Source organism: Bacillus vallismortis (assembly GCF_004116955.1).
Lineage (GTDB): Bacteria > Bacillota > Bacilli > Bacillales > Bacillaceae > Bacillus > Bacillus vallismortis.
Genome location: NZ_CP026362.1, coordinates 736,185 through 761,038 on the forward strand (window position 1 = coordinate 736,185; position 24,854 = coordinate 761,038).

The 24,854-nt window shown below is 44.5% G+C and carries 26 protein-coding genes, 1 pseudogene and 2 other annotated features; of the genes and pseudogenes, 23 read left to right on the plus strand and 4 right to left on the minus strand.

Annotated features, from left to right (window positions below; genetic code table 11):
* Positions 1 to 6 precede the first annotated feature (6 nt).
* The 3 genes from hemL to cotN all read left to right on the plus strand — a co-directional run bounded on the left by hemL (position 7) and on the right by cotN (position 4,464).
* Positions 7 to 1,299 (plus strand): glutamate-1-semialdehyde 2,1-aminomutase, encoded by a 1,293-nt coding sequence (gene hemL / locus BV11031_RS03960; RefSeq protein ID WP_010330259.1) that lies wholly within the window; start codon positions 7 to 9, stop codon positions 1,297 to 1,299.
* A 133-nt stretch (positions 1,300 to 1,432) separates the two neighbouring features.
* On the plus strand, positions 1,433 to 3,409 hold the full coding sequence (locus tag BV11031_RS03965; protein ID WP_010330260.1) for a LysM peptidoglycan-binding domain-containing protein: 1,977 nt from the start codon (positions 1,433 to 1,435) through the stop codon (positions 3,407 to 3,409).
* Positions 3,410 to 3,441: 32 nt separating this feature from the next.
* Positions 3,442 to 4,464 (plus strand): spore coat protein CotN, encoded by a 1,023-nt coding sequence (cotN, locus tag BV11031_RS03970; protein ID WP_010330261.1) that lies wholly within the window; start codon positions 3,442 to 3,444, stop codon positions 4,462 to 4,464.
* Positions 4,465 to 4,481: 17 nt separating this feature from the next.
* Here the strand turns inward: cotN and BV11031_RS03975 are convergent, their stop codons facing one another.
* Positions 4,482 to 4,673 carry a hypothetical protein gene (locus BV11031_RS03975; RefSeq protein ID WP_010330262.1) on the minus strand — a complete coding sequence of 64 codons (192 nt, stop codon included), beginning with the start codon at positions 4,671 to 4,673 and terminating at the stop codon, positions 4,482 to 4,484.
* Between the two features lie 165 nt (positions 4,674 to 4,838).
* Positions 4,839 to 5,061, plus strand: a binding site (T-box leader).
* 59 nt (positions 5,062 to 5,120) lie between these two features.
* Between BV11031_RS03975 and valS the strand changes: the two genes are divergently transcribed.
* The 16 genes from valS to rpmA all read left to right on the plus strand — a co-directional run bounded on the left by valS (position 5,121) and on the right by rpmA (position 19,530).
* Positions 5,121 to 7,763 (plus strand): valine--tRNA ligase, encoded by a 2,643-nt coding sequence (gene valS, locus BV11031_RS03980; RefSeq protein WP_010330263.1) that lies wholly within the window; start codon positions 5,121 to 5,123, stop codon positions 7,761 to 7,763.
* Between the two features lie 59 nt (positions 7,764 to 7,822).
* Positions 7,823 to 9,115: a bifunctional folylpolyglutamate synthase/dihydrofolate synthase gene (locus tag BV11031_RS03985; RefSeq protein ID WP_010330264.1), complete on the plus strand. Its 1,293-nt coding sequence runs from the start codon at positions 7,823 to 7,825 to the stop codon at positions 9,113 to 9,115.
* Between the two features lie 137 nt (positions 9,116 to 9,252).
* Complete coding sequence (locus BV11031_RS03990; RefSeq protein ID WP_010330265.1) at positions 9,253 to 9,999, plus strand: prepilin peptidase; 747 nt, start codon at positions 9,253 to 9,255, stop codon at positions 9,997 to 9,999.
* Positions 10,000 to 10,132: 133 nt separating this feature from the next.
* On the plus strand, positions 10,133 to 11,131 hold the full coding sequence (locus BV11031_RS03995; protein WP_010330266.1) for an SPOR domain-containing protein: 999 nt from the start codon (positions 10,133 to 10,135) through the stop codon (positions 11,129 to 11,131).
* Between the two features lie 151 nt (positions 11,132 to 11,282).
* Positions 11,283 to 11,852, plus strand: coding sequence for a Maf family nucleotide pyrophosphatase (locus BV11031_RS04000; protein ID WP_010330267.1), 570 nt, complete (start codon positions 11,283 to 11,285; stop codon positions 11,850 to 11,852).
* 36 nt (positions 11,853 to 11,888) lie between these two features.
* Positions 11,889 to 12,584 carry a RadC family protein gene (radC, locus tag BV11031_RS04005; protein WP_010330268.1) on the plus strand — a complete coding sequence of 232 codons (696 nt, stop codon included), beginning with the start codon at positions 11,889 to 11,891 and terminating at the stop codon, positions 12,582 to 12,584.
* Between the two features lie 91 nt (positions 12,585 to 12,675).
* A complete protein-coding gene (gene mreB, locus BV11031_RS04010) occupies positions 12,676 to 13,689 on the plus strand; it encodes a cell shape-determining protein MreB (protein ID WP_010330269.1) in 1,014 nt (337 codons plus the stop codon).
* Positions 13,690 to 13,719: 30 nt separating this feature from the next.
* Entirely contained in the window at positions 13,720 to 14,592 is an 873-nt protein-coding gene (gene mreC, locus BV11031_RS04015; protein ID WP_010330270.1) for a rod shape-determining protein MreC, read from the plus strand.
* Positions 14,589 to 15,107 (plus strand): rod shape-determining protein MreD, encoded by a 519-nt coding sequence (mreD, locus tag BV11031_RS04020; RefSeq protein ID WP_010330271.1) that lies wholly within the window; start codon positions 14,589 to 14,591, stop codon positions 15,105 to 15,107. The genes mreC and mreD overlap by 4 nt, the downstream gene beginning before the upstream one ends.
* Positions 15,108 to 15,158: 51 nt before the next feature.
* Positions 15,159 to 15,839, plus strand: coding sequence for a septum site-determining protein MinC (gene minC / locus BV11031_RS04025; RefSeq protein ID WP_010330272.1), 681 nt, complete (start codon positions 15,159 to 15,161; stop codon positions 15,837 to 15,839).
* Between the two features lies 1 nt (position 15,840).
* Positions 15,841 to 16,647, plus strand: a complete 807-nt coding sequence (gene minD, locus BV11031_RS04030) for a septum site-determining protein MinD (protein ID WP_010330273.1) — start codon at positions 15,841 to 15,843, stop codon at positions 16,645 to 16,647.
* Between the two features lie 137 nt (positions 16,648 to 16,784).
* Complete coding sequence (locus BV11031_RS04035) at positions 16,785 to 17,579, plus strand: M23 family metallopeptidase (protein ID WP_010330274.1); 795 nt, start codon at positions 16,785 to 16,787, stop codon at positions 17,577 to 17,579.
* A complete protein-coding gene (spoIVFB, locus tag BV11031_RS04040; RefSeq protein WP_121643002.1) occupies positions 17,572 to 18,438 on the plus strand; it encodes a stage IV sporulation intramembrane metalloprotease SpoIVFB in 867 nt (288 codons plus the stop codon). Before BV11031_RS04035 ends, spoIVFB begins: the two co-directional genes overlap by 8 nt.
* Positions 18,439 to 18,495: 57 nt before the next feature.
* Positions 18,496 to 18,570 (plus strand) — a sequence feature (ribosomal protein L21 leader region).
* Positions 18,571 to 18,583: 13 nt separating this feature from the next.
* The gene (rplU, locus tag BV11031_RS04045) at positions 18,584 to 18,892 is read left to right on the plus strand and encodes a 50S ribosomal protein L21 (RefSeq protein WP_010330275.1); all 309 of its coding nucleotides are present in this window, start codon (positions 18,584 to 18,586) and stop codon (positions 18,890 to 18,892) included.
* A 2-nt stretch (positions 18,893 to 18,894) separates the two neighbouring features.
* Positions 18,895 to 19,233, plus strand: a complete 339-nt coding sequence (locus BV11031_RS04050) for a ribosomal-processing cysteine protease Prp (protein WP_003229669.1) — start codon at positions 18,895 to 18,897, stop codon at positions 19,231 to 19,233.
* Between the two features lie 12 nt (positions 19,234 to 19,245).
* Entirely contained in the window at positions 19,246 to 19,530 is a 285-nt protein-coding gene (rpmA, locus tag BV11031_RS04055) for a 50S ribosomal protein L27 (protein ID WP_003152662.1), read from the plus strand.
* 121 nt (positions 19,531 to 19,651) lie between these two features.
* On the opposite strand, the pseudogene BV11031_RS04060 reads toward rpmA, so the two are convergent.
* Positions 19,652 to 19,775: pseudogene (locus tag BV11031_RS04060) on the minus strand (hypothetical protein).
* Positions 19,776 to 19,852: 77 nt separating this feature from the next.
* Between BV11031_RS04060 and BV11031_RS04065 the strand changes: the two are divergent.
* Genes BV11031_RS04065 through pheA form a run of 4 tightly spaced genes read left to right on the plus strand, consistent with a single transcriptional unit; the run spans position 19,853 to position 23,119 of the window.
* The gene (locus BV11031_RS04065; protein WP_010330276.1) at positions 19,853 to 20,431 is read left to right on the plus strand and encodes a sporulation initiation phosphotransferase B; all 579 of its coding nucleotides are present in this window, start codon (positions 19,853 to 19,855) and stop codon (positions 20,429 to 20,431) included.
* 33 nt (positions 20,432 to 20,464) lie between these two features.
* Positions 20,465 to 21,751: a GTPase ObgE gene (gene obgE / locus BV11031_RS04070; protein WP_010330277.1), complete on the plus strand. Its 1,287-nt coding sequence runs from the start codon at positions 20,465 to 20,467 to the stop codon at positions 21,749 to 21,751.
* Positions 21,752 to 21,807: 56 nt separating this feature from the next.
* Positions 21,808 to 22,251, plus strand: coding sequence for a transcriptional regulator ThrR (gene thrR / locus BV11031_RS04075; protein WP_003222630.1), 444 nt, complete (start codon positions 21,808 to 21,810; stop codon positions 22,249 to 22,251).
* A gap of 16 nt (positions 22,252 to 22,267) precedes the next feature.
* Complete coding sequence (pheA, locus tag BV11031_RS04080) at positions 22,268 to 23,119, plus strand: prephenate dehydratase (RefSeq protein WP_010330278.1); 852 nt, start codon at positions 22,268 to 22,270, stop codon at positions 23,117 to 23,119.
* 26 nt (positions 23,120 to 23,145) lie between these two features.
* Here the strand turns inward: pheA and BV11031_RS04085 are convergent, their stop codons facing one another.
* Entirely contained in the window at positions 23,146 to 23,688 is a 543-nt protein-coding gene (locus tag BV11031_RS04085; protein ID WP_010330279.1) for a transcription repressor NadR, read from the minus strand.
* On the minus strand, positions 23,648 to 24,835 hold the full coding sequence (locus BV11031_RS04090; RefSeq protein WP_010330280.1) for an IscS subfamily cysteine desulfurase: 1,188 nt from the start codon (positions 24,833 to 24,835) through the stop codon (positions 23,648 to 23,650). Before BV11031_RS04090 ends, BV11031_RS04085 begins: the two co-directional genes overlap by 41 nt.
* Positions 24,836 to 24,854: the final 19 nt, after the last annotated feature.

Below are 24,854 nucleotides of genomic sequence, written 5' to 3' on the forward strand. Positions count from 1 at the left end.
AGGCAGATGAGAAGCTATGAAAAATCCAAAGCGGCTTTTAAAGAAGCGCAAAAACTCATGCCGGGTGGTGTGAACAGCCCCGTTCGCGCATTTAAATCGGTAGACATGGACCCGATTTTTATGGAGCGCGGAAAAGGCTCAAAAATCATTGATATTGACGGAAACGAGTATATTGATTACGTCTTGTCATGGGGGCCTTTAATTTTAGGCCATACAAATGACCGCGTCGTAGAGAGCCTCAAAAAAGTGGCTGAATACGGGACAAGCTTTGGTGCCCCGACTGAAGTTGAAAATGAATTGGCAAAGCTCGTCATTGATCGTGTGCCATCTGTAGAAATTGTACGAATGGTCAGCTCCGGAACGGAGGCTACAATGAGTGCTCTTCGTTTAGCTAGAGGCTATACAGGCCGCAACAAGATTGTAAAATTTGAGGGCTGCTACCACGGACACGGCGATTCTCTCTTGATTAAAGCAGGTTCAGGAGTGGCTACTCTCGGTCTGCCGGATAGCCCTGGCGTGCCAGAAGGCATTGCGAAAAACACCGTTACTGTCCCGTACAATGATTTAGAAAGTGTAAAGCTTGCTTTCCAGCAATTCGGTGAAGACATTGCGGGTGTTATCGTAGAGCCGGTTGCCGGAAATATGGGGGTTGTTCCGCCGCAAGAAGGCTTCCTGCAAGGTTTGCGTGAGATCACGGAGGAATATGGTTCCCTGCTGATTTTTGATGAAGTGATGACTGGCTTCCGGGTCGACTATCAATGTGCTCAAGGCTATTTTGGCGTAACGCCTGATCTCACTTGTTTAGGAAAAGTGATCGGGGGCGGGCTTCCTGTGGGCGCTTATGGCGGCAAGGCTGAAATCATGGAGCAGATCGCTCCGAGCGGTCCGATCTATCAGGCGGGCACATTGTCAGGCAACCCGCTTGCGATGACAGCTGGCTTAGAAACATTGAAGCAGCTGACACCAGAATCCTACAAGAATTTCATCAAAAAAAGCGACAGGCTGGAAGAAGGCATTTCTAAAGCGGCCGAGGCTCATGGCATTCCGCATACCTTTAACCGCGCAGGCTCGATGATCGGTTTCTTCTTTACAAACGAACCTGTCACCAATTATGAAACAGCCAAATCATCTGATTTGAAGCTGTTTGCCAACTATTATAAAGGGATGGCGAATGAAGGTGTATTCCTCCCGCCCTCACAATTCGAAGGCCTTTTTCTTTCAACGGCCCATACTGATGAAGATATTGAAAAAACAATCCAAGCAGCTGAGAAAGTATTCGCTGAGATCAGCCGCGGATAAAAGTGAAAACCGGTATCAAGGTTATCCTTGGGCCGGTTTTTTTCTGTGTACTCCCACTCATATTTCCTCCAGTTCATACATACACCTTTAGTGACATCTAATTTTAAGGATTAGATGAAAGGAGGATATGAACTTGCCGCAAAATCATCGATTGCAATTTTCTGTAGAAGAATCGATCTGTTTCCAAAAAGGACAGGAAGTTTCTGAACTGCTTTCTATTTCATTAGATCCTGATATTAGGGTTCAGGAAGTCAATGATTATGTATCAATCAGAGGATCGCTTGAACTTACAGGTGAGTACAACATAGATCAAAACAAACATACCGAGGAGCTTTATACTGATAAGCGGTTTGTTGAAGAAGTCAGAAAGAGAGAGGATGGAAGCGCGGAACTGACTCACTGTTTTCCTGTGGATATTACCATTCCTAAAAATAAAGTGAGCCATTTACAGGATGTCTTCGTCTTTATTGACGCATTTGACTATCAATTAACCGATTCGCGCATTTTAACGATTCAGGCTGATTTAGCGATCGAAGGGCTTTTGGATGATACAGCAGATAAAGAGCCGGAGATGCCTCTGTACGAAGCTCCTCCTGCAATTAGGGAGGAAGAGCTTTCTGAACCGCCGATCCAAAGTGTATTAGAAACGAGTGCGCCTCCGGAAGAGCAAGCGGAATTAAAGGATGAACCGCCAGAACTTTTTATCTCGAAAGCGGGGCTCCGTGAAGAACTGGAAACAGAAAAAGCAGCATCTGCTCCCCCGGAATCAATTGCCTTAGAACCAGAGTCGCGAGAAAGTGCGAAAGCTCCGACTCGTACAGAACCGGAAACAGGAGAAGCTGAGCCACAATCAGAAGCTTTAGAAAAAGAGATTCAAGGGATGGTTCATGCCGAAAAGGAAACGCCGGAGCCAGCAGCTGCAACAGCAGTTGTTCGTGAAGAAGCGGACTCTGCAGGTGAGGCTGAGCAACATGCAGAGAGTGTGAGTTCTAAGGAAGAAGGAGAAACATCAGTGTCTCCTACTCTTGAATATGCGCTGCGCCAAGAGGATCAAAATGAAGAAGCGGCTCAATCGGAGCACGCTGAGCCCGCGTTTCGTCAAGAAGAGAAAGCAGCGGCTCAACCGGAGCACGCTGAGCCTGCGCTTCGTCAAGAAGAGAAAGCAGCGGCTCAACCGGAGCACGCTGAGCCCGCGTTTCGTCAAGAAGAGAAAGCAGCGGCTCAACCGGGGCACGCTGAGCCCGCGCTTCGTCAAGAAGAGAAAGCAGCGGCTCAACCGGGGCACGCTGAGCCTGCGCTTCGTCAAGAAGAGAAAGCAGCGGCTCAACCGGGGCACGCTGAGCCAGCACTCCGTCAAGAAGATGAAGCAGCGGCTCAACCGGAGCACGCTGAGCCTGCGCTTCGTCATGAAGAGAGAGAAGCAGCCCAACCGGAGCACGCTGAGCCTGCGCTTCGTCATGAAGAGGATGAAGCTTCGGAGCCTGTATCTGAGTCCGTTCTCTCCATCGAAGAAAACAGAGAGAAGAAATCGGTGTCAGCGCCATATACGGAGGATGACGAAGCGTTACAGCTCCATTTCAATCAAAAAGCCAGCTCAGACGAGACGCCTCAAAAAGAGCTCACAACGGTATACCGCACCTTCCTGCCCGAGCAAGAAGAGGAAGATTCTTTTTATTCCATGCCTAAACTGCTGGAAAAGGAAGAACAAGAGGAAGACAGCTTTGAAATTGAAGTGAGAAAAATACCTTCGGCTGAAGAGCCTGAGGAAGAAACACCTTATCAATCCTTCCAGCTACCTGAGGCCTCTGAGACAGAAAGGAAGGAAGCGGATGCTGTTCCTAGGGTTGCTCCTGCTGCTGAAACAAAGGAATCTCAAACAAAGGAAAGTGATAATTCTCTTTATTTAACAAAACTCTTTACGAGAGAAGAGGATGAGTTTTCGAGAATGAAAATATGTATTGTTCAGCAGGAAGATACGATCGAACGTTTATGCGAACGGTATGAAATCACCTCCCAGCAGCTAATCAGAATGAATTCATTAGCCTTGGACGATGAGTTGAAAGCAGGACAGATCCTCTATATTCCACAATATAACAACAGCCATGCGTAAGCCGTAAGCAATCGGAAAATGTGGTGAATGGAATGGAAGATACCCAAACGGTTCTTCAGGAGTACGGACTGACTGCTCAATTTATTGAGCCTGTCAGTCCTCTAGTGTGGAAAGTGTATACAGACTACGGTGTATTTGCCCTGAAAAGATTGAAGGCGGCTCGCGGAAAACAGTTTACAGATCACATGGTGGCGATTGAGGAAAAAGGTTTCCGGTCGTTTGTCAACATTTACAGAACAAATAGCGGAGAGTTTTTCTCCGGCGTACAATCAGGAAATTCCTATTATTTAATGCCTTGGCTCCAATTTGACCAGGAGGAAGAACGGGATCAGAAACATGATTACTTATTTAGAGAAACAGCCCGTCTCCACGAGAGAACCGTGCAGGAAATGAAAGTCAGCCGTGATGACATTGAACGTTATTACGGACAAACGAAAAGACAGTGGGAACAGGATAAAAGATTCTATGAACAGTTTGTAGATAGAGCGGAGAAGGAATGGTATCTTTCTCCTTTTGAACTACAGGCAGCAACCTATTTTTCAGAAACCATTTCCGCGGTGAACTTTGCACTGGAGCGGATGGAGGACTGGTATGAGTCGGCTAAAGAAAAGGGTGTCTCGAGAGTTGTCATGAATCATGGCAGCCTGTCTATTCACCATTTTCTCTATAATGATGCAGGAACCGGGTATTTGACAAACTTTGAAAGAGCGTCTGTCGGGCCGCCGCAAAACGATTTGCTCGGCTTTTATACAAAATTGTTCAGGGGCTTGCCAAAAGCTTGTCCGGAATGCGTCGAATGGTATGATGCATACACGAAATCATTCCCTTTACGTGAAACAGAAGCCAGTCTTTTTCTCAGCTATATGGCATATCCTGCAGCCATGTACAAGGTGCTGAACCGTTATCAAACCGGGAAGAGACAGCATGAAAAAGATGAATGCACGCATTTATTAAAGGCTTACTGGCAAATGAAAAATATTGAGCCGTTTGTGATGAAAATCCATGAGAATGAACAAGCGAAAAAATTTCAGGCTGAAAACGAGTCCACGTCTTAATGGCGCGGACTTTTTGTTTATATCCAATCTAAATGCAGGGCGCAAGCTAACAAGATTAGGATGGCAAGCAGCAAAACATCAAAGGTTGTTGGAAAGAAAATGGTTCTGATTCCTTGAAAAATCGTAATGGGAATAATCACTTGTGCGGATACAAGCCGAATTTGCCTAACCCACGGCGGCAGCGAATAAGAGCTGAAACGTTTCTTCACGGTGCATCCTCCTCTGCGCATTTATAAGCATCATATGCCAACTTTTGCAATAGGAGCCTGCCCATCTGTATAGAAAACGGCGTTTTTGGAAAAGATGATTGACGAATCAAAAACACTTTTACTATAATAAAGAACATAAATAAAGTATATGATGAGCTGATAAATACACCTGCTTAGAACGGGAAGAGTACAAAAAAGACGCATGCAGAGAGAGAGGCCGTTTGCTGAAAGGCTTCTTATGTTGTCTGATTGGAAGGTCGCCCGGGAGCATAATTTCTTGAAAGAAGAGTAGAGAAATTCGGGAAACACCCGTTATCCGTTGTAAGTGCATGAACCGATTTAGTTCATGAAAAAAGGTGGTACCGCGAAAGAGCTTTTCGTCCTTTTACAGGGATGAGAAGCTCTTTTTTCGTTCTCAGCCATTTTTAAACATGCTGGAGGGTTATGATGGAAACGAATGAACAAACAATGCCGACGAAATACGATCCGGCAGCGGTTGAAAAAGACCGATATGATTTTTGGCTAAAAGGCAAATTTTTCGAAGCGGGCAGCGATCAGACAAAAGAGCCATATTCTGTTGTCATTCCGCCGCCAAACGTAACAGGAAGGCTTCACCTTGGCCATGCGTGGGACACGACGCTGCAAGACATTGTAACAAGAATGAAACGCATGCAAGGTTACGATGTGCTGTGGCTTCCGGGTATGGACCATGCCGGCATCGCGACACAGGCTAAAGTGGAAGCGAAACTTCGTGAAGAAGGCACATCCCGTTACGATTTGGGCCGCGAAAAATTCCTTGAAGAAACGTGGAAGTGGAAGGAAGAGTATGCTGAGTTTATTCGTAGCCAGTGGGCGAAATTAGGGCTTGGCCTTGATTATTCCCGTGAACGCTTTACGCTGGATGAAGGCTTGAGCAAAGCGGTTCGTGAAGTTTTCGTTAAGCTATATGAAAAAGGCCTGATCTACAGAGGCGAATATATTATTAACTGGGACCCTGCGACAAAAACAGCTTTATCCGACATTGAGGTCATATACAAGGATGTCCAAGGCGCGTTTTATCATATGAGCTATCCGCTCGCTGACGGTTCAGGCTCAATTGACATTGCGACGACACGTCCTGAAACGATGCTCGGTGATACAGCTGTTGCCGTTCACCCTGAAGATGAGCGCTATAAGCACCTTATCGGAAAAACGGTGCTCCTGCCGATTACAAATCGTGAAATTCCAATTGTTGGTGATGATTACGTTGATATGGAATTTGGTTCAGGTGCGGTGAAAATTACGCCTGCTCATGATCCGAACGACTTCGAGCTTGGCAACCGCCACAATTTAGAACGCATTCTTGTCATGAATGAAGATGGAACGATGAATGAAAATGCTCTTCAATATCAAGGTATGGATCGTTTTGAATGCCGCAAAAAGCTCGTAAAAGATTTACAGGAGGCGGGAGTTCTCTTCAAAATCGAGGATCATATGCATTCTGTCGGCCATAGTGAACGAAGCGGGGTTGTTGTTGAGCCTTATCTTTCTACTCAATGGTTTGTGCGCATGCAGCCGCTTGCTGATGCAGCGATTGAGCTGCAGAAGAAGGACGAAAAAGTCAACTTTGTGCCTGACCGTTTCGAAAAAACGTATTTACACTGGATGGAAAACATCCGTGACTGGTGTATTTCCCGTCAGTTGTGGTGGGGCCACCGCATTCCTGCTTGGTATCATAAAGAAACAGGCGAGCTTTACGTCGGACTTGAAGCGCCTGAGGACAGCGAAAAGTGGGAACAGGATACAGACGTACTGGATACGTGGTTCAGTTCTGCACTCTGGCCGTTCTCCACGATGGGCTGGCCTGATGTAACGGCTGAAGACTTTAAACGTTACTATCCGACAGACGTTCTCGTGACAGGGTACGACATCATTTTCTTCTGGGTATCACGCATGATTTTCCAAGGGATTGAATTTACAGATGAGCGCCCGTTTAAAGACGTTTTAATCCATGGCTTAATTCGTGACGAGCAAGGCCGGAAAATGAGTAAATCTCTTGGCAACGGTGTCGATCCGATGGATGTCATTGACAAGTACGGAGCAGATTCTCTGCGTTATTTCCTTGCCACAGGAAGCTCTCCTGGCCAAGATCTGCGCTTTAGCTATGAAAAAGTGGAATCGACATGGAATTTCGCCAACAAAATTTGGAATGCCTCCCGGTTTGCATTAATGAACATGGATGGCTTAACATACGATGAGCTTGATCTGTCAGGTGAAAAATCAGTCGCTGACAAGTGGATTTTAACGCGATTAAATGAAACGATTGAGCATGTGACTCAGCTTGCTGATCGATATGAATTTGGTGAAGTCGGACGCCATTTATACAACTTTATTTGGGACGATTTCTGCGATTGGTATATTGAAATGGCGAAGCTTCCGCTTTACGGAGAGGACGAAGCGGCTAAGAAAACAACTCGTTCCATCCTTGCTTATGTACTGGATCAAACAATGCGCCTGCTCCATCCATTTATGCCATTCTTAACGGAGGAAATTTGGCAGCACCTTCCTCATCAAGGAGAATCCATTACAGTCAGTCAATGGCCTGTTGTCGTACCGGAGCATACCGATACTGAAGCGGCAGCTGACATGAAGCTTCTTGTTGAGCTAATCCGTTCTGTGCGCAATATCCGCAGTGAAGTCAATACGCCAATGAGCAAGCAGGTTGAATTGTATATTAAAACAAGCACAGACGAAATAGCAGCCCGCCTCGAAGCGAACCGTTCATATGTTGACCGCTTTACGAATCCGAGCGTGCTTAAAATCGGCACGGATATTGAGGCCGTTGATAAAGCGATGACGGCTGTTGTCTCAGGAGCAGAGGTGATTCTTCCGCTTGAAGGCTTGATTAATATTGATGAAGAGATTGCCCGCCTGCAAAAAGAATTCGATAAGCTGACAAAAGAAGTCGAGCGCGTCCAAAAGAAACTTGGAAATGAAGGATTTATCAAAAAAGCGCCTGCACACGTAATTGATGAAGAACGTGAAAAAGAAAAAGATTATGTGGCAAAGCGTGATGCTGTTCAAAAACGAATAGCTGAACTGAAGGGCTAATGAAAAGCCGAGGCGGTTTCTAGAGAAACCGCCTTATCTTATAAAAGAGGGGATTATCATTGTTTACTGCATATGAAGAAGCGCGCAGCTGGATTCACGGGCGGCTGAAATTCGGAGTGAAGCCCGGACTCGGCCGAATGAAGCAGCTGATGGCGCGGTTAGGCCATCCTGAAAAGAAGATTCGCGCGTTCCACGTAGCAGGAACAAACGGAAAAGGATCAACTGTTGCATTTATCCGTTCTATGCTGCAAGAAGCCGGGTATACGGTTGGAACGTTTACGTCACCTTATATCATTACGTTTAATGAACGGATCAGCGTAAACGGGACACCGATTTCAGATGAGGAATGGACGGCACTCGTTAATCATATCAAACCGCATGTTGAAGCGCTGGATCACACAGAATACGGACAGCCGACGGAATTTGAAATTATGACGGCTTGTGCGTTTTTATATTTTGCCGAGTTTCATAAGGTCGACTTTGTTATTTTTGAAACAGGTCTAGGCGGTAGATTCGACTCTACGAATGTGGTTGAACCGCTGTTAACATTGATAACAAGCATCGGGCATGACCATATGAACATTTTGGGTAACACTATTGAAGAAATTGCAGGAGAAAAGGCCGGCATTATAAAAGAGGGTATTCCAATCGTTACAGCTGTTACTCAGCCGGAAGCCGTACAGGTCATACGTCATGAAGCTGAACGACATGCTGCACCGTTCCAATCATTACATGATTCATGTATTATTTCCAATGAAGCGTCTCTGCCTGCCGGAGAACAGTTTTCATTCAAAACGGGCGAGAAATATTATGAAGATATTCAGACATCTCTGATCGGAACCCATCAAAGACAAAATGCGGCTTTGTCCATTTTGGCTGCTGAGTGGCTCAATAGGGAGAATATTGCCCATATCAGTGATGAAGCGTTAAGAAACGGACTTGTACAGGCTGCTTGGCCGGGTCGGTTAGAGCTTGTTCAGGAACATCCGCCGGTATACTTAGATGGTGCGCATAATGAAGAAGGCGTTGAGAAGCTGGCGGAAACGATGAAACAGCGTTTCCCTGATTCCCGCATTTTTGTGGTGTTTAGCGCGTTAAAGGACAAACCGTATCAAAACATGATTAAGAAACTGGAAACCATAGCGCATGCGATTCATTTTGCTGCTTTTGATTTCCCGCGTGCTTCTCTTGCGAAAGATCTTTATGATGCAAGTGAAATCAGCAATAAAAGCTGGAATGAGGATCCGGACAAGGTAATCGAATTCATCGAAAGCAAAAAGGGCTCAAATGATATTGTGCTGGTTACCGGATCGCTCTATTTTATTTCTGACATTCGCAAAAGGTTAAAATAAAGGCGTCAAGCCCCTGCAGAATCGAAAATGAGATTTTGCAGGGGTTTTTTACGCATAAAATCAAAATTTCTTGAGTGGTGTTTAGGCCGGCCATTCTGCTACAATCCATACCAGTATCTTGTAAAGGTGTGTTGTCAATGCTCCCCATTCTTTTTATTCTCGGGCTGATCCTTGGTTCGTTTTATTATACGGCCGGGTGCCGTATCCCCTTGCATAAATCTATTGTCAAACCCCGTTCGGCATGCTCGTTTTGCCGGCAGACATTAACTCCAGCAGAATTAATTCCCATCCTGTCATTTCTATTCCAAAAAGGAAAATGTAAAAGCTGCGGGCATAGAATTTCTTTTATGTATCCCGCGGCAGAGCTTGTGACAGCGTGTTTATTTGCCGCCGCAGGAATACGGTTTGGCTCGTCTTTGGAGCTGTTTCCCGCTGTCGTGTTTATCTCTCTTCTGATCATGGCAGCAGTGACAGATATTCATTATATGCTGATTCCAAATAAAATATTGATTTTCTTTCTTCCCTTTTTGGGTGCTGCCAGATTGATTTCTCCGCTTGATTCCTGGTATGCCGATCTGTTAGGTGCGGCTGCCGGATTTGTATTTCTGGCCTTATTTGCGGCAATCACAGGTGGCGGAATAGGAGGAGGAGATATTAAATTATTTGCGGTCATTGGCTTTGTGCTAGGTATGAAAATGTTGGCAGCTGCCTTTTTCTTTTCCGTTTTAATAGGTGCATTGTATGGATCGGCAGCTGTCCTGACTGGAAGACTCGCCAAAAGGCAGCCGCTTCCCTTTGCCCCCGCAATTGCGGCTGGGAGTATTTTAGCCTATTTATACGGCGACTCTATTATTTCTTTTTATATAAAGATAGCATTGGGCTGACCGCTGAAAAATTTGACGAACGTTTTTTGGACAAGGCGACAAAAGTCTTGTTCTTTTTTTTTTCGCCTGTGCTAAAGTGTGTAGCATGAAAAGCCGACAAGAATGGTCAAGCAAACGAAGGGAGGAAGCGGAATTGAAAAAAAGGAAGAATAAAAAAAACAGTAAAGCCGCAGAAAAAGCCCTCAAGGTGACGATTAATGGAAAAGAAGAGACGGTTTACGAGCAAGAGACGCCTGAAACTGAGACGGAAAAAAACATGACATTTTCAAACTGGGAGGAAAAGAGAAAGGCAGAACAAGAGGTCGCAGCATCCCATGAACACCCTGATGAAGATGAATTTAACTGGGATTCCGAGGAGGACAAGGTGTTTAAAGAGGATCCAAAAGTCGTTCCGCCCTATCAAAAAAAGAAAACAAACCTGTATGCAAAAGGAAAAGCGGGGACAGCCAAACCCATAAAAAGAGTGGCGGCGACGATTGCCTTTGCAGCTGTCATAGGCACCGGATTAGGTTTATTCGCGTTGAACATCTCGGGCAATAAAGAAGCGGCGGCACCAGCCTCTTTAGATGGTTCCCTGGGCAGCCAAACAGCAAAGGCCGGGGATACTTCTGCTGATAAACAAAGCACAGGTGCGGAAAAGCAGGCGGTGCCTGCTGAAGGTACATATAAAACATACGCTGTACAAGCCGGAAAATTCTCAAATGAAAAGGGTGCCGAAACGTTAGCAGGACAACTGACTGAAAAAGGCTATTCCGCCGTTGCGTTGTCAAAGGATGACGGGTATACGTATGTCATCGCGGGTTTAGCTAGTGATAAGGACGTGTCGCAGCAATTAGGCCAGCTTTTAATCGACAATGATTTTGAAGCCTGGGGAGGCAAAGAGCTTTCCTTATCAATAGAGCAAGATATGACAGATTCTTTCAAGGAGACAGCGGAGCTTGCAGCAAAAGCGATTCTCGGCGAAGACATTACAAAGGCGAGTGTGGAGAAAATAGAAAAGTCTCTCGGTCATAATGAAGCGTCTGAAACAGGGGAGAAAAAAGCGATTTTGCAGGCGTTAGAAGAATTAGAGGATCCAAGTGCTGAAGCCGGTTGGAAGGCTCAGCAGCAGCTGTTAGCCGTCATTAAATAAGCGAAAGCACGTGAGCCTTCGTCCTTTAGTGACAGGCTTTTTTTATTTTGTCATGAAAAAGTTATTTTTCTGAAATTGTGACAAGCCTCATGATTTGATAGGATAAACAAGTATCTTTTTTTCTTAAGCAAACCCTGAAAGGATGACGAACATGACAAAGCCGCTAATACTTGCGTCACAATCTCCACGCAGGAAAGAACTCCTCGATCTTCTCCAGCTGCCCTACTCCATTATTGTCAGTGAAGTAGAGGAAAAATTAAATCGAAACTTTTCACCAGAAGAAAACGTCCAATGGTTGGCAAAACAAAAAGCTAAGGCTGTGGCTGATCTCCATCCGCACGCAATCGTTATTGGCGCTGATACAATGGTATGCCTGGACGGCGAATGTCTCGGCAAACCGCAAGATCAAGAAGAAGCTGCTTCTATGCTGCGGAGGCTTTCAGGCAGAAGCCATTCAGTAATTACCGCGGTCAGTATACAAGCCGAAAATCACAGTGAGACATTTTATGATAAGACAGAAGTTACGTTTTGGCCCCTCAGTGAAGAAGAGGTTTGGACTTATATTGAAACGAAAGAGCCCATGGATAAAGCAGGTGCATACGGCATCCAAGGAAGAGGCGCGCTTTTTGTAAAGAAAATAGACGGAGATTATTATTCAGTCATGGGACTCCCTATATCAAAAACGATGAGAGCTCTTCGCCATTTTGATATGAAGGCATGACGGTTCTATAAACGGGAAGGGAAAGAAAAGGAGTGCTTGGTCATACACGATCTGCCATTAAAACTCAGAGATTTCCCAACGAAAGAAAAGCCAAGAGAACGGCTGCTGAAAGTCGGAGCCGAGAACTTAGCGAATCATGAACTTTTGGCTATATTATTGCGGACAGGCACGAAACACGAGTCTGTTATGGATCTGTCCAACCGGCTTCTGCGCTCTTTTGACGGACTGCGTCTGCTGAAAGAGGCATCTGTTGAAGAGCTGTCGAGCATCCCGGGAATCGGTATGGTAAAAGCGGTTCAAATCCTGGCGGCAGTTGAGCTTGGAAGCCGTATTCATAAATTAGCCAACGAAGAACATTTCGTCATTCGCTCCCCGGAAGACGGCGCAAATCTTGTCATGGAGGATATGCGCTTTTTAACCCAGGAGCATTTTGTCTGTTTATACTTAAATACAAAAAACCAAGTCATCCATAAACGCACCGTCTTTATCGGAAGCTTGAATTCATCTATTGTCCACCCGCGTGAGGTGTTTAAAGAAGCGTTTAAACGATCTGCCGCTTCCTTTATCTGTGTTCATAATCATCCTTCTGGAGATCCGACGCCGAGCAGGGAAGATATTGAAGTGACAAGGCGGCTGTTTGAATGCGGAAACCTGATTGGCATCGAGCTGCTTGACCATTTGGTGATCGGGGACAAAAAATTTGTGAGTTTAAAGGAAAAAGGATATTTGTAACACTTTTTTTTTCGTCGAATTAAGCTATAATAGAGTTTATGAGTTTTTCCCTTTAGGGTATTTTTGCTTTAAGAAAGGAAGATACATACATATGTTTGGAATTGGTACAAGAGACCTTGGTATAGATCTTGGAACTGCGAATACGCTTGTTTTTGTAAAAGGAAAAGGAATTGTTGTGAGAGAGCCGTCAGTCGTCGCTTTGCAAACGGATACGAAGTCGATTGTTGCTGTCGGAAATGATGCGAAAAATATGATCGGACGGACACCGGGCAACGTTGTGGCTCTTCGCCCGATGAAAGACGGCGTTATCGCTGATTATGAAACAACGGCTACTATGATGAAATATTACATCAATCAAGCCATTAAAAATAAAGGCATGTTTGCCAGAAAACCATATGTGATGGTTTGTGTACCATCAGGCATTACAGCTGTTGAAGAACGCGCTGTCATCGATGCGACAAGACAAGCGGGAGCACGTGACGCCTATCCGATTGAAGAGCCGTTTGCCGCAGCAATCGGAGCTAATCTGCCGGTTTGGGAACCGACTGGAAGCATGGTTGTCGATATCGGGGGCGGTACGACAGAAGTTGCGATCATTTCCCTCGGAGGCATTGTAACGTCACAGTCAATCCGCGTAGCCGGTGATGAAATGGATGATGCAATTATCAACTACATCAGAAAAACGTACAACTTAATGATCGGTGACCGTACGGCTGAAGCGATTAAAATGGAGATCGGATCTGCAGAAGCGCCTGAAGAATCCGATAAAATGGAAATCCGCGGACGCGATTTACTGACAGGTCTGCCGAAAACAATCGAAATAACAGGAAAAGAAATTTCTAATGCTCTGCGCGACACTGTATCTACAATTGTGGAAGCAGTGAAAAGCACGCTTGAAAAAACACCGCCTGAGCTTGCAGCAGATATTATGGACAGAGGTATTGTGTTAACCGGGGGCGGAGCGCTTCTTCGCAATTTGGACAAAGTCATCAGCGAAGAAACAAAAATGCCGGTTCTTATCGCCGAAGACCCGCTTGATTGTGTAGCGATCGGAACAGGAAAAGCATTGGAGCACATCCATCTTTTCAAAGGGAAAACTAGATAATCGGGAGTTCAATAGAAGAGGTGTAACACGATGCCGAATAAACGGTTAATGCTATTACTTCTGTGTATTATCATATTGGTGGCTATGATTGGATTTTCGCTGAAGGGCGGCCGCAATACCACCTGGCCTGAGAAAGTGATCGGCGATACGACGGGAGTATTTCAAAATATTTTTCATACGCCTGCCGAGTTTTTTGCAGGGATATTTGAGAACATGAATGATTTAAAAAACACATACAAAGAAAACGAGCGTTTGAGAGAGAAGCTTGACGGACAGACCCAATATGAAGCAAAGCTTCAAGAACTTGAAGAAGAAAACAAATCCTTGCGTGACGAGCTTGGTCATGTCAGTTCGATTAAAGATTACAAGCCGATTTTAGCGACGGTCATTGCCAGAAGCCCAGATCATTGGGCGAAACAGGTCAAAATTAATAAGGGAACTCAGCAAAACGTAGCGAAAGATATGGCTGTTACAAATGAAAAAGGCGCATTAATCGGCAAGATTAAAAGCTCCGGACTTAACAACTTTACGTCTACTGTTCAGCTTTTAAGCGATACTGACCGCAATAACAGAGTCGCGACAAAAATTTCCGGAAAAAAAGGCAGCAAAGGCTACGGATTGATCGAAGGCTATGACAGAGACAAAAAAAGGCTTAAGATGTCAATTATTGAGCGCAAAGATAAACAAGACGTGAAAAAAGGCGATCTTATTGAAACCTCAGGAACAGGCGGGGTTTTCCCAGAGGGGCTGACAATCGGTGAAGTGACGGAGGTTGAGTCAGATTCCTATGGATTAACGAAAGTTGCTTATGTAAAGCCTGCTGCTGACCTTTCTGATTTAAATAATGTGATTGTTGTTAACCGTGATGTGCCGACAGTCGATACAGAGGAGGAAGGATCGTGAAACGTTTCCTTCTCCCTTTCGTTATGATGCTTGTTTTTTCTGCGGAAAGCATTTTTACAGATCTGGTGCATTTCCCTTTCGTTACAGATGATCAGGTGCTTGTCCCGCGTTTTCTGATGCTGGTATTGATATTTATGTCGGCTTTCATCAACCAAAAGCACGCGATGATTTACGGGTTTATTTTCGGGCTTTTATATGACATGAACTATACAAGTCTATTAGGCGTTTATATGTTTGGGTTTGCCGGATTATGCTATTTGGCTTCAAAAGCATTTAAAGTGCTGCATACGAACGCTTTTGTGGTAATATTAATAGCTGTTCTCGCTGTCTGCGTGCTTGAATTTTACGTATTTGGCATTCAGTCTTTGATTCATAAAGACATCATGACGTTTAACGGATTTGTGCTTGACCGGTTTATACCGACAGTTTTATTAAATATTGCAGCCGCTCTTATTCTGGTTCTGCCATTTAGATTATTTTTTATCAGTCTAAAGAAAGAATTGAGAGATGAGTAAAAAGGATTTTATCTTTTTTTGACGAAATGAGTATGTTGTTGAGGTGATATTGTGAAGACCAAAAAGCAGCAATATGTAACAATAAAAGGAACAAAGAATGGGTTAACATTGCATCTGGATGATGCGTGTTCTTTTGATGAGCTTCTCGATGGTCTTCAGAATATGCTGTCAATTGAACAATATACGGATGGTAAAGGCCAGAAAATCAGCGTCCATGTGAAGCTGGGAAATCGCTTTTTATATAAAGAGCAAGAGGGACAGCTGACCGAATTGATCTCGTCAAAGAAGGATTTGTTTGTTCATTCTATTGACAGTGAAGTCATTACTAAAAAAGAAGCACAGCGTATGAAAGAGGAAGCTGAAATTGTTTCCGTTTCAAAAATTGTCCGGTCAGGCCAAGTGCTGCAGGTAAAAGGAGATTTGCTCCTGATCGGGGATGTGAATCCAGGCGGAACAGTCAGGGCCGGAGGGAACATTTTCATTCTGGGCTCACTGAAAGGAGTCGCGCACGCCGGATGTAACGGAAATAATCAAGCGGTCATCGCCGCCTCTGAAATGCTGCCGACACAATTAAGAATCAATCACGTGTTAAATCGCTCCCCAGACCACATTCAAAAAGGGAACGAAATGGAATGTGCTTACTTAGATACAGACGGAAATATGGTCATTGAACGCCTTCAACATTTGGCTCATTTAAGACCTGATCTAACAAGGCTTGAGGGAGGAATGTGAATTGGGTGAGGCTATCGTAATAACTTCGGGAAAAGGCGGAGTAGGTAAAACGACAACATCTGCGAACCTCGGTACCGCCTTAGCCATTTTAGGGAAGCGTGTATGCTTAGTAGATACTGATATAGGGCTGCGTAACCTAGATGTTGTAATGGGTCTTGAAAATAGAATTATTTATGATCTTGTTGACGTTGTAGAGGAAAGATGCAAAATGCATCAGGCGCTCGTAAAAGACAAACGTTTCGATGATCTGCTCTATTTGATGCCCGCTGCTCAAACGAGCGATAAGACAGCTGTTGCTCCTGAACAAATCAAAAATATGGTCCAACAGCTCAAACAGGAATTTGATTATGTCATCATAGACTGTCCTGCCGGAATTGAACAAGGATATAAAAATGCCGTTTCCGGAGCTGACAAAGCGATTGTGGTCACAACGCCTGAAATCTCAGCTGTTCGTGATGCTGACCGTATTATAGGGCTGCTTGAGCAAGAGGAAAACATTGAACCGCCGCGTCTCGTTGTCAACAGAATTAGAAATCACCTGATGAAAAACGGTGACTCGATGGATATCGATGAAATCGTACAGCATTTGTCGATCGATTTGCTCGGAATCGTGGCCGATGATGATGAAGTCATTAAAGCTTCCAATCACGGCGAACCGATTGCAATGGACCCGAAAAACCGCGCTTCCATTGCCTATCGCAACATTGCCCGCCGCATTTTAGGTGAATCGGTTCCTTTGCAGATGCTTGAAGAGCAAAACAAAGGAATGATGGCTAAGATTAAGTCATTTTTCGGAGTAAGATCATAATAGAATCAAAGAGAAGAATCTGACAAAGCGAATGCTGTGTCAGATTTTTTTGTCTGCTTTGTGCTTGAGTAAAACGAATATTTGCCATGGACAAGACATATGATGTACAAACCCTACGAATGCAAAGGATGATGGCAATGAGTCACAGAGCAGATGAAATCAGAAAACGGTTAGAGAAAAGAAGAAAACAGCTTACCGGCTCAAAACGTTCCTCTACTCAGACAGTTTCTGAAAAGCAGCCCCCCCCGTCCTGGGTGAAGGTAACCGATGAGGAAAAGCATGGAACTCTTCCGGTCTATGAAGATAGCATCTCGACATTCAACGGAAAACACCCTCTGGTGAAAACAGATTCAATAATCTTGAAATGTCTTCTGTCGGCTTGCCTTGTTCTCGTTTCCGCCATAGCCTATAAAACAAACATTGGGCCTGTCAGCCAGATTAAACCTGCCGTTGCCAAAACCTTCGAAACTGAATTTCAATTTGCCTCAGCAAGCCATTGGTTTGAAACGAAATTTGGCAATCCTCTTGCTTTTCTGGCCCCTGAACATAAAAATAAGGATCGGCAGGTCGAAGTGAGCCAAGATCTCGTTGCGCCTGCATCCGGGAAAGTGCAGCAGGATTTTCAGGACAATGGGGAAGGGATTAAAGTCGAAACAAGCAGTGATACAATTGATAGCATAAAAGAAGGCTATGTAGTTGAAGTCAGCAAAGACAGCCAGACGGGACTGACGGTTAAGGTGCAGCATGCGGATAATACCTACAGTATTTATGGCAAACTGAAAGATGTCGATGTTGCGTTATATGACTTTGTAGATAAAGGCAAAAAACTCGGCTCAATTAAATTGGATGACCATCATAAAGGGGTCTATTATTTTGCCATGAAAGACGGCGATAGATTTATTGATCCGATACAGGTGATTTCATTTGAATAAATGGATTGACCTTATTTTGAAGATACATGTGCACCCTTTTTTGTGGATTATCGCTGCGCTGGGCCTAGTCACAGGCCATATGAAAGCATTATTATGTCTGCTTCTGATTGTACTGGTCCATGAGCTGGGGCATGCTGCTCTGGCCGTGTTTTTTTCTTGGAGAATCAAACGTGTCTTTTTGCTGCCGTTTGGCGGAACGGTGGAAGTGGAAGAGCACGGGAATCGGCCGCTAAAGGAAGAGTTTGCGGTCATTATTGCCGGCCCTCTTCAGCATATCTGGCTTCAGCTTGCTGCCTGGACGCTTGCAGAATTCTCAGTGATTCATCAGCATACCTTTGAACTCTTCACCTTTTATAATCTTTCTATTTTATTTGTGAATTTGCTGCCGATCTGGCCGCTTGATGGCGGAAAATTGTTATTTCTGTTGTTTTCCAAGCAGCTTCCTTTTCAAAGAGCCCACCGGCTTCATTTAAAAACATCGCTCTGCTTCTGCCTGTTGCTGGGGTGTTGGGTTTTATTTGTGGTTCCTCTGCAAATCAGCGCATGGGTTTTGTTTGTCTTTCTGGCTGTTTCTTTGTTTGAGGAATACAGGCAAAGGCATTATATCCATGTGAGATTTCTCCTTGAGCGGTATTACGGAAAAAACCGTGAGCTTGAAAAACTGCTGCCGCTCACTGTAAAGGCAGAGGACAAAGTCTATCATGTGATGGCCGAGTTCAAGCGCGGATGCAAACACCCGATTATTATAGAGAAATCAGGGCAGAAACTGAGCCAGCTTGACGAGAATGAAGTCCTGCACGCTTACTTTGCCGATAAGCGGACGAATTCTTCTATGGAGGAACTGCTGCTGCCTTACTAAAATGGATTGACAAACGTCTTGTATTTTGGTATATTTTTTAATGTTATGGATGTAGCACCATTGCTACAACCGCTCAGTACAGGTGTTAAGAGCTTTAAAGCCCCCTGGTGTCTGGCGAGTCTTAGTCTAATAGGAGGTGCAGAGAATGTACGCAATCATTAAAACAGGCGGTAAACAAATCAAAGTTGAAGAAGGCCAAACTGTTTACATCGAAAAACTTGCTGCTGAAGCAGGTGAAACAGTTACTTTTGAAGACGTTTTGTTTGTTGGCGGAGACAACGTGAAAGTCGGCAACCCTACAGTTGAAGGCGCAACAGTAACGGCTAAAGTTGAAAAACAAGGCCGCGCGAAAAAAATCACTGTTTTCAGATACAAAGCAAAGAAAAACGTTCATAAAAAACAAGGTCATCGTCAGCCTTACACTAAATTGACGATCGAAAAAATCAACGCGTAAGCATGATTCAGGCAACAATCAGAAGGTCTCATGACAAAGGCATATTGTCTTTTGAAATGACAGGCCATGCCAATTTTGCTGAACATGGACAAGATCTTGTTTGTGCCGGAGTGACAGCCGTTGTGTTTGGAGCTGTTAACGCAGTCATTGTGCTCGCGGGCTTCGAGCCGCTTCTTGATATAGGGGAGGACGGGGGTTATTTTTACTTTGAATTCCCTGAATCTCTTGATCCGGAGGCGCGCCAAAAAGCTCAGCTGCTGATTGAAGGCATGATTGTTTCGCTGGAGACAATCGAACGAGATTACAAAGATAACTTGCGTGTGACCACAAACATAATATAGGAGGTGAGCTACATGCTTAGATTAGATCTTCAGTTTTTCGCTTCTAAAAAAGGAGTAGGTTCTACAAAGAACGGACGTGACTCTGAGTCTAAACGTTTAGGTGCTAAACGTGCTGACGGTCAATTCGTAACAGGCGGTTCTATCCTTTACCGTCAACGCGGAACAAAAATTTACCCAGGTGAAAACGTGGGCCGCGGCGGAGATGACACTCTTTTCGCGAAAATCGACGGAACTGTTAAATTCGAACGTTTCGGACGTGACCGCAAAAAAGTGAGCGTATATCCTGTAGCTCAATAATGATTCAAAAAACTCCGGTCGATGATGACTGGAGTTTTTTTTGCAATAATGCGGAGTAAACATCAAGAATGAAATGCAGAGTATGTGCGAGCAGACCCCGCCAAGAATGAGAATATATGTCTCAAACCCACTGGATATGTTCCCCAAGCAGTAATACATAAAATGTTCTGCCTGGCTGCAAATCAACCATAGCCAGAAAAAAAGGAACATGATATTTCTGGGAAAAACAATTGTTTTTCTAACAAAGCCTTCTCTGTTATAATTCATAATACACACTTATACAGACTCCTAAATAAGAAATTAAATGATTGGGAGTGCGAAAATGAAGGATGTTTCAAAAAAACAAGAAGAAAATATAAGCGATACGGCATTAACAAACGAACTGATTCATCTGCTTGCCCATTCTCGGCATGATTGGATGAATAAGCTGCAGCTTATTAAAGGAAACTTAAGCTTGCAGAAGTATGACCGCGTTTTTGAAATGATTGAAGAAATGGTTATAGACGCAAAGCACGAATCAAAGCTCTCAAACCTGAAAACACCGCAATTGGCGTTTGATTTTCTGACGTTTAATTGGAAAACCCATTATATGACGCTTGAATATGAAGTCCTTGGAGAAATTAAGGATTTATCGGCTTATGATCAAAAGCTGACGAAGCTGATGAGAAAGCTGTTTTCTCTGTTTGATCAAGCTGTCAGCAGAGAGAGCGAGAATCATGTAACGGTTTCGCTTCAAACGGATCATCCTGACAGACAGCTGATTATGTATCTTGATTTTCATGGCGCCTTTGCCGATCCAGCTGCTTTTGATGAGATTCGGCAAAATTGCTTTGAGGGTATTGATATCATGCGTTTTGAAATCACAGGTCATGAATGCTTGATTGAAATTGGGTTGGACTAGCGGAGTTTTTAACGGTTTAGAACGGAGGACATTATGTTTGTAGATCAGGTCAAAGTTTATGTAAAAGGCGGCGACGGCGGCAACGGAATGGTTGCGTTTCGCCGAGAAAAGTATGTACCGAAAGGCGGTCCTGCCGGCGGTGACGGAGGAAATGGAGGAGACGTCGTTTTTGAAGTGGATGAAGGTCTCCGCACCCTGATGGATTTTAGATATAAAAAACACTTTAAAGCAATTCGCGGCGAGCATGGCATGTCCAAAAACCAGCACGGCCGAAATGCAGATGATATGGTCATTAAAGTTCCGCCAGGCACCGTTGTGACAGATGATGATACAAAGCAGGTCATTGCTGATTTAACTGAACACGGCCAGCAGGCTGTTATCGCAAGGGGCGGGAGAGGCGGAAGAGGGAATTCCCGCTTTGCCACACCGGCTAATCCCGCGCCTCAGCTTTCAGAAAACGGCGAGCCGGGAAAAGAACGTTATGTTGTTCTTGAATTAAAAGTGCTTGCGGATGTCGGACTAGTTGGGTTCCCGAGCGTGGGTAAATCGACTTTGCTGTCTGTTGTCTCATCCGCAAAACCGAAAATTGCCGACTATCACTTCACAACGCTTGTCCCGAATCTCGGCATGGTTGAAACAGATGACGGACGCAGCTTTGTTATGGCTGATTTGCCTGGACTGATTGAAGGCGCACATCAAGGTGTCGGACTTGGCCACCAATTTTTGCGCCATATTGAACGGACGCGGGTGATTGTTCACGTTATTGACATGTCCGGTTTGGAAGGCCGCGATCCGTATGAGGATTATGTCACGATTAACCAAGAACTAAGTGAGTACAATCTGCGTCTCACTGAGCGTCCGCAAATTATCGTTGCAAATAAAATGGACATGCCGCAGGCTGCGGAAAATCTTGAAGCCTTTAAAGAAAAGCTGACAGATGATTACCCGGTATTCCCGATCAGTGCGGTGACAAGAGAAGGTCTTCGTGAGCTTCTGTTTGAAGTCGCCAATCAGCTTGAGAACACGCCGGAATTCCCGCTGTATGACGAGGAAGAGCTTACACAAAACCGTGTCATGTACACGATGGAAAATGAAGAAGTGCCATTTAACATTACACGCGATCCAGACGGTGTCTATGTGCTTTCTGGAGACAGTCTTGAGCGGTTATTCAAGATGACTGATTTCTCCCGTGATGAATCGGTTAAACGGTTTGCTAGACAGATGCGCGGAATGGGTGTTGATGAAGCGCTTAGAGAACGCGGAGCCAAGGATGGAGATATCATCAGGCTTCTGGAATTCGAATTTGAATTTATTGATTAATGTGACTGAGAGGAGAGCCTGGATGTCAGGCTCTCTATTTTAAAGGGGGGGTGCAAATGAAAGAGGAGACATTTTATCTTGTCCGTGAAGATGTATTGCCCGATGCGATGAGAAAGACATTGGAAGTCAAAAAGCTGCTTGATCGAAAAAAAGCAGATTCAGTGGCAGACGCCGTTCAGAAGGTGGATTTAAGCAGAAGTGCGTTTTATAAATACAGAGATGCTGTTTTTCCATTTTATACGATGGTTAAAGAGCAAATTATCACACTTTTCTTTCATTTAGAGGATAGGTCGGGCGCGTTATCTCAGCTCCTGCAGGCGGTAGCCGATTCTGGAAGCAACGTTCTTTCCATTCACCAGACCATACCGCTTCAAGGCAGGGCGAATGTGACACTGTCTATCAGTACATCTGCAATGGAAGAGGACATTCATACGTTAATGAATAAACTCAGAAAGTTTGATTTTGTAGAAAAGGTTGAAATATTAGGTTCAGGTGCATAAGGGAGAGAATATCGTCATGAAAGTCGGTTATTTAGGTCCAGCAGCAACATTCACACATTTAGCAGTCAGTTCTTGTTTTCAAAACGGCGCCGAACACGTTGCTTACCGCACAATACCTGAGTGTATCGATGCGGCAGTTGCAGGTGAAGTTGATTTTGCTTTTGTTCCTTTAGAGAATGCATTAGAAGGATCGGTAAATGTAACGATAGACTATTTAATACATGAAAAGCCCTTGCCAATCGTAGGGGAAATGACGTTGCCAATTCATCAGCACTTGCTCGTCCACCCTTCAAGAGAGGATGCATGGAAAGAGCTCGACAAAATTTATTCGCACTCACACGCGATTGCGCAATGCCATAAATTCCTCCATTCTCAATTACCTTCCATTCCGTATGAATATGCCAATTCAACCGGAGCGGCAGCAAAATTTGTCAGTGATCATCCTGAGCTGAATATCGGGGTCATTGCCAATGACATGGCAGCTTCTACATACGAATTAAAAATTGTCAAACGAGATATACAGGATTACAGGGATAATCATACGAGATTTGTTATCCTGTCTCCTGATGCGAACATATCATTTGAAGTGAATTCAAAACTGAGTTCAAGACCTAAAACGACCCTCATGGTCATGCTTCCGGAGGATGAGTCCGGGGCGCTCCATAGAGTGCTGTCTGCATTTTCTTGGAGAAACTTAAATTTGTCAAAAATTGAGTCGCGTCCGACAAAAACCGGATTAGGCCATTATTTCTTTATTATTGATATAGAAAAAGCGTTTGATGATGTATTGATTCCAGGTGCCATGCAAGAGCTCGAAGCGCTTGGCTGCAACGTGAAGCTTCTTGGTGCATATCAGTCTTACCAATGATAAAAAAGCCCAATAAAGGGCTTTTTTTAGTCTTTAATTAAAATGCCGGCTTCCTCAAGTGCTTGGCAGGCTTGATGGATGCGGTATTCATCGGGTGCTGTCAGTGTATGAAGATGCACGCCATCAGTCAGCTGTGATAAATAGGCGGCATTCGTAGAATTGATTTTTTTGATGAAATGGCTTACTTCTTTCCGGGTCCCTACTTGGATGGCTGCCGTTAAATCTCCGTAGACGGGATGTTCAATTTTTACGTCTTTTACGGTAACACCTTCGTCCACGATGATCTGCAGTTCCTCTTCTGTCCGTTCAGGGCCGTGCAGACAAGCGATAATTCTTTCTGTCTGCTGGTGCTGCTGAGCGGCTGCATCCATATACACATATCCTTGGCTTGTAGCGATAATCGGTTCATTTTTCGCTTTCAAGAGCGATATATCCTGAACAATTACCTGTCTTGAAACATTCGCTTTTTTGGCGAGTTCTCCTCCTGTTAGCGGTGATGTGGATTCCTTCAGCCACAGAAGAAGCTGGTTACGCCTGTTGGCGCCCATGAGCTTTAATTCTTCGGTCAATATCAAATTCTCCTTTCTTTTGTTCCCAAAGCAATGTAAACGTATGTAACAACTGATCCAGTTGTTCAGCCGTTGTATGCCTTCCAAAAGAGATGCGGATAAATTGCAGGGCTTCTTGTTCTGTTTTTCTTAATGCTTTCATTGCTTCAGATGGTCCGTGATAACCGGCGGAACAAGCGCTGCCCGTTGAAATGCAAATATTATTCCGATTACATTCTAACATAACATATTGTCCTTCAAATGAGTGAAATAAACACCCGACAATATGGGGAAGACATTCCGTTTGTGAAGTGTCAGCCGCAAGGGTTACAGGGAGAGACCGAATGCTGATTTGGTCTAAAAAGTATGTTCTTAATGCCTTATTGCGGGATAACTGTTTATCCATTTCACTTACAATTAACTCCGCAGCGGCAGTGAAGGCTCCGATCCCGGGAACATTCACCGTGCCGGCCCTGAATCCTTGTTCGTGCGCGGTAATAGGATAGACGGGTTTCCAAGGCACACCTGGCCGAATGTAGACCGCACCTACTCCTTTAGGCCCGTGGACTTTATGGCTGGACATTGAGAGTGCATCCACCCCTAGTTGGTCTGTATGAATTGGGATTTTTCCAAACGTTTGCACAGCGTCGCAATGGAGAAGAATATCCCTTTTGTGCAGAAAGGAAGACAGACGCTGAATGGGCTGAATAATCCCGGTTTCAGAGTTGGCATGCTGAATAGATACCAGACCTGTTTCCGGGCGGATATGGGCTGCTAATATTTCCTCGGTAATAAGCCCGTATTCATTCGGTTCAATGATGGTTACATCGAATCCATGCTGTTCCAGAAATCCGGCACAATTGTGCAGGGATTGATGTTCCATGGCAGACGTAATGAAATGTCTTTTGGATTTTGGCAGTCCGTTTAGCAATGATTGAATGGCTAGAAAATTGGACTCAGTGCCGCCGCTTGTAAAATAGATGCCGCTTGCTTCTCCGCCAATGATGTCAGCGATTTTTTCGCGGCAGTACTCCAATATGTGTTTTGCTCTTCCACCTGCGTCATGCAGGCTGCTGGCATTGCCGTACATATCCATACTAAGCTTCTGATAGACGTGAAGGGCTTCCTCACAAATAGGCGTTGTCGCTGCATAATCTAAATAAATCATCCGGTCTTTCCTCCATCCG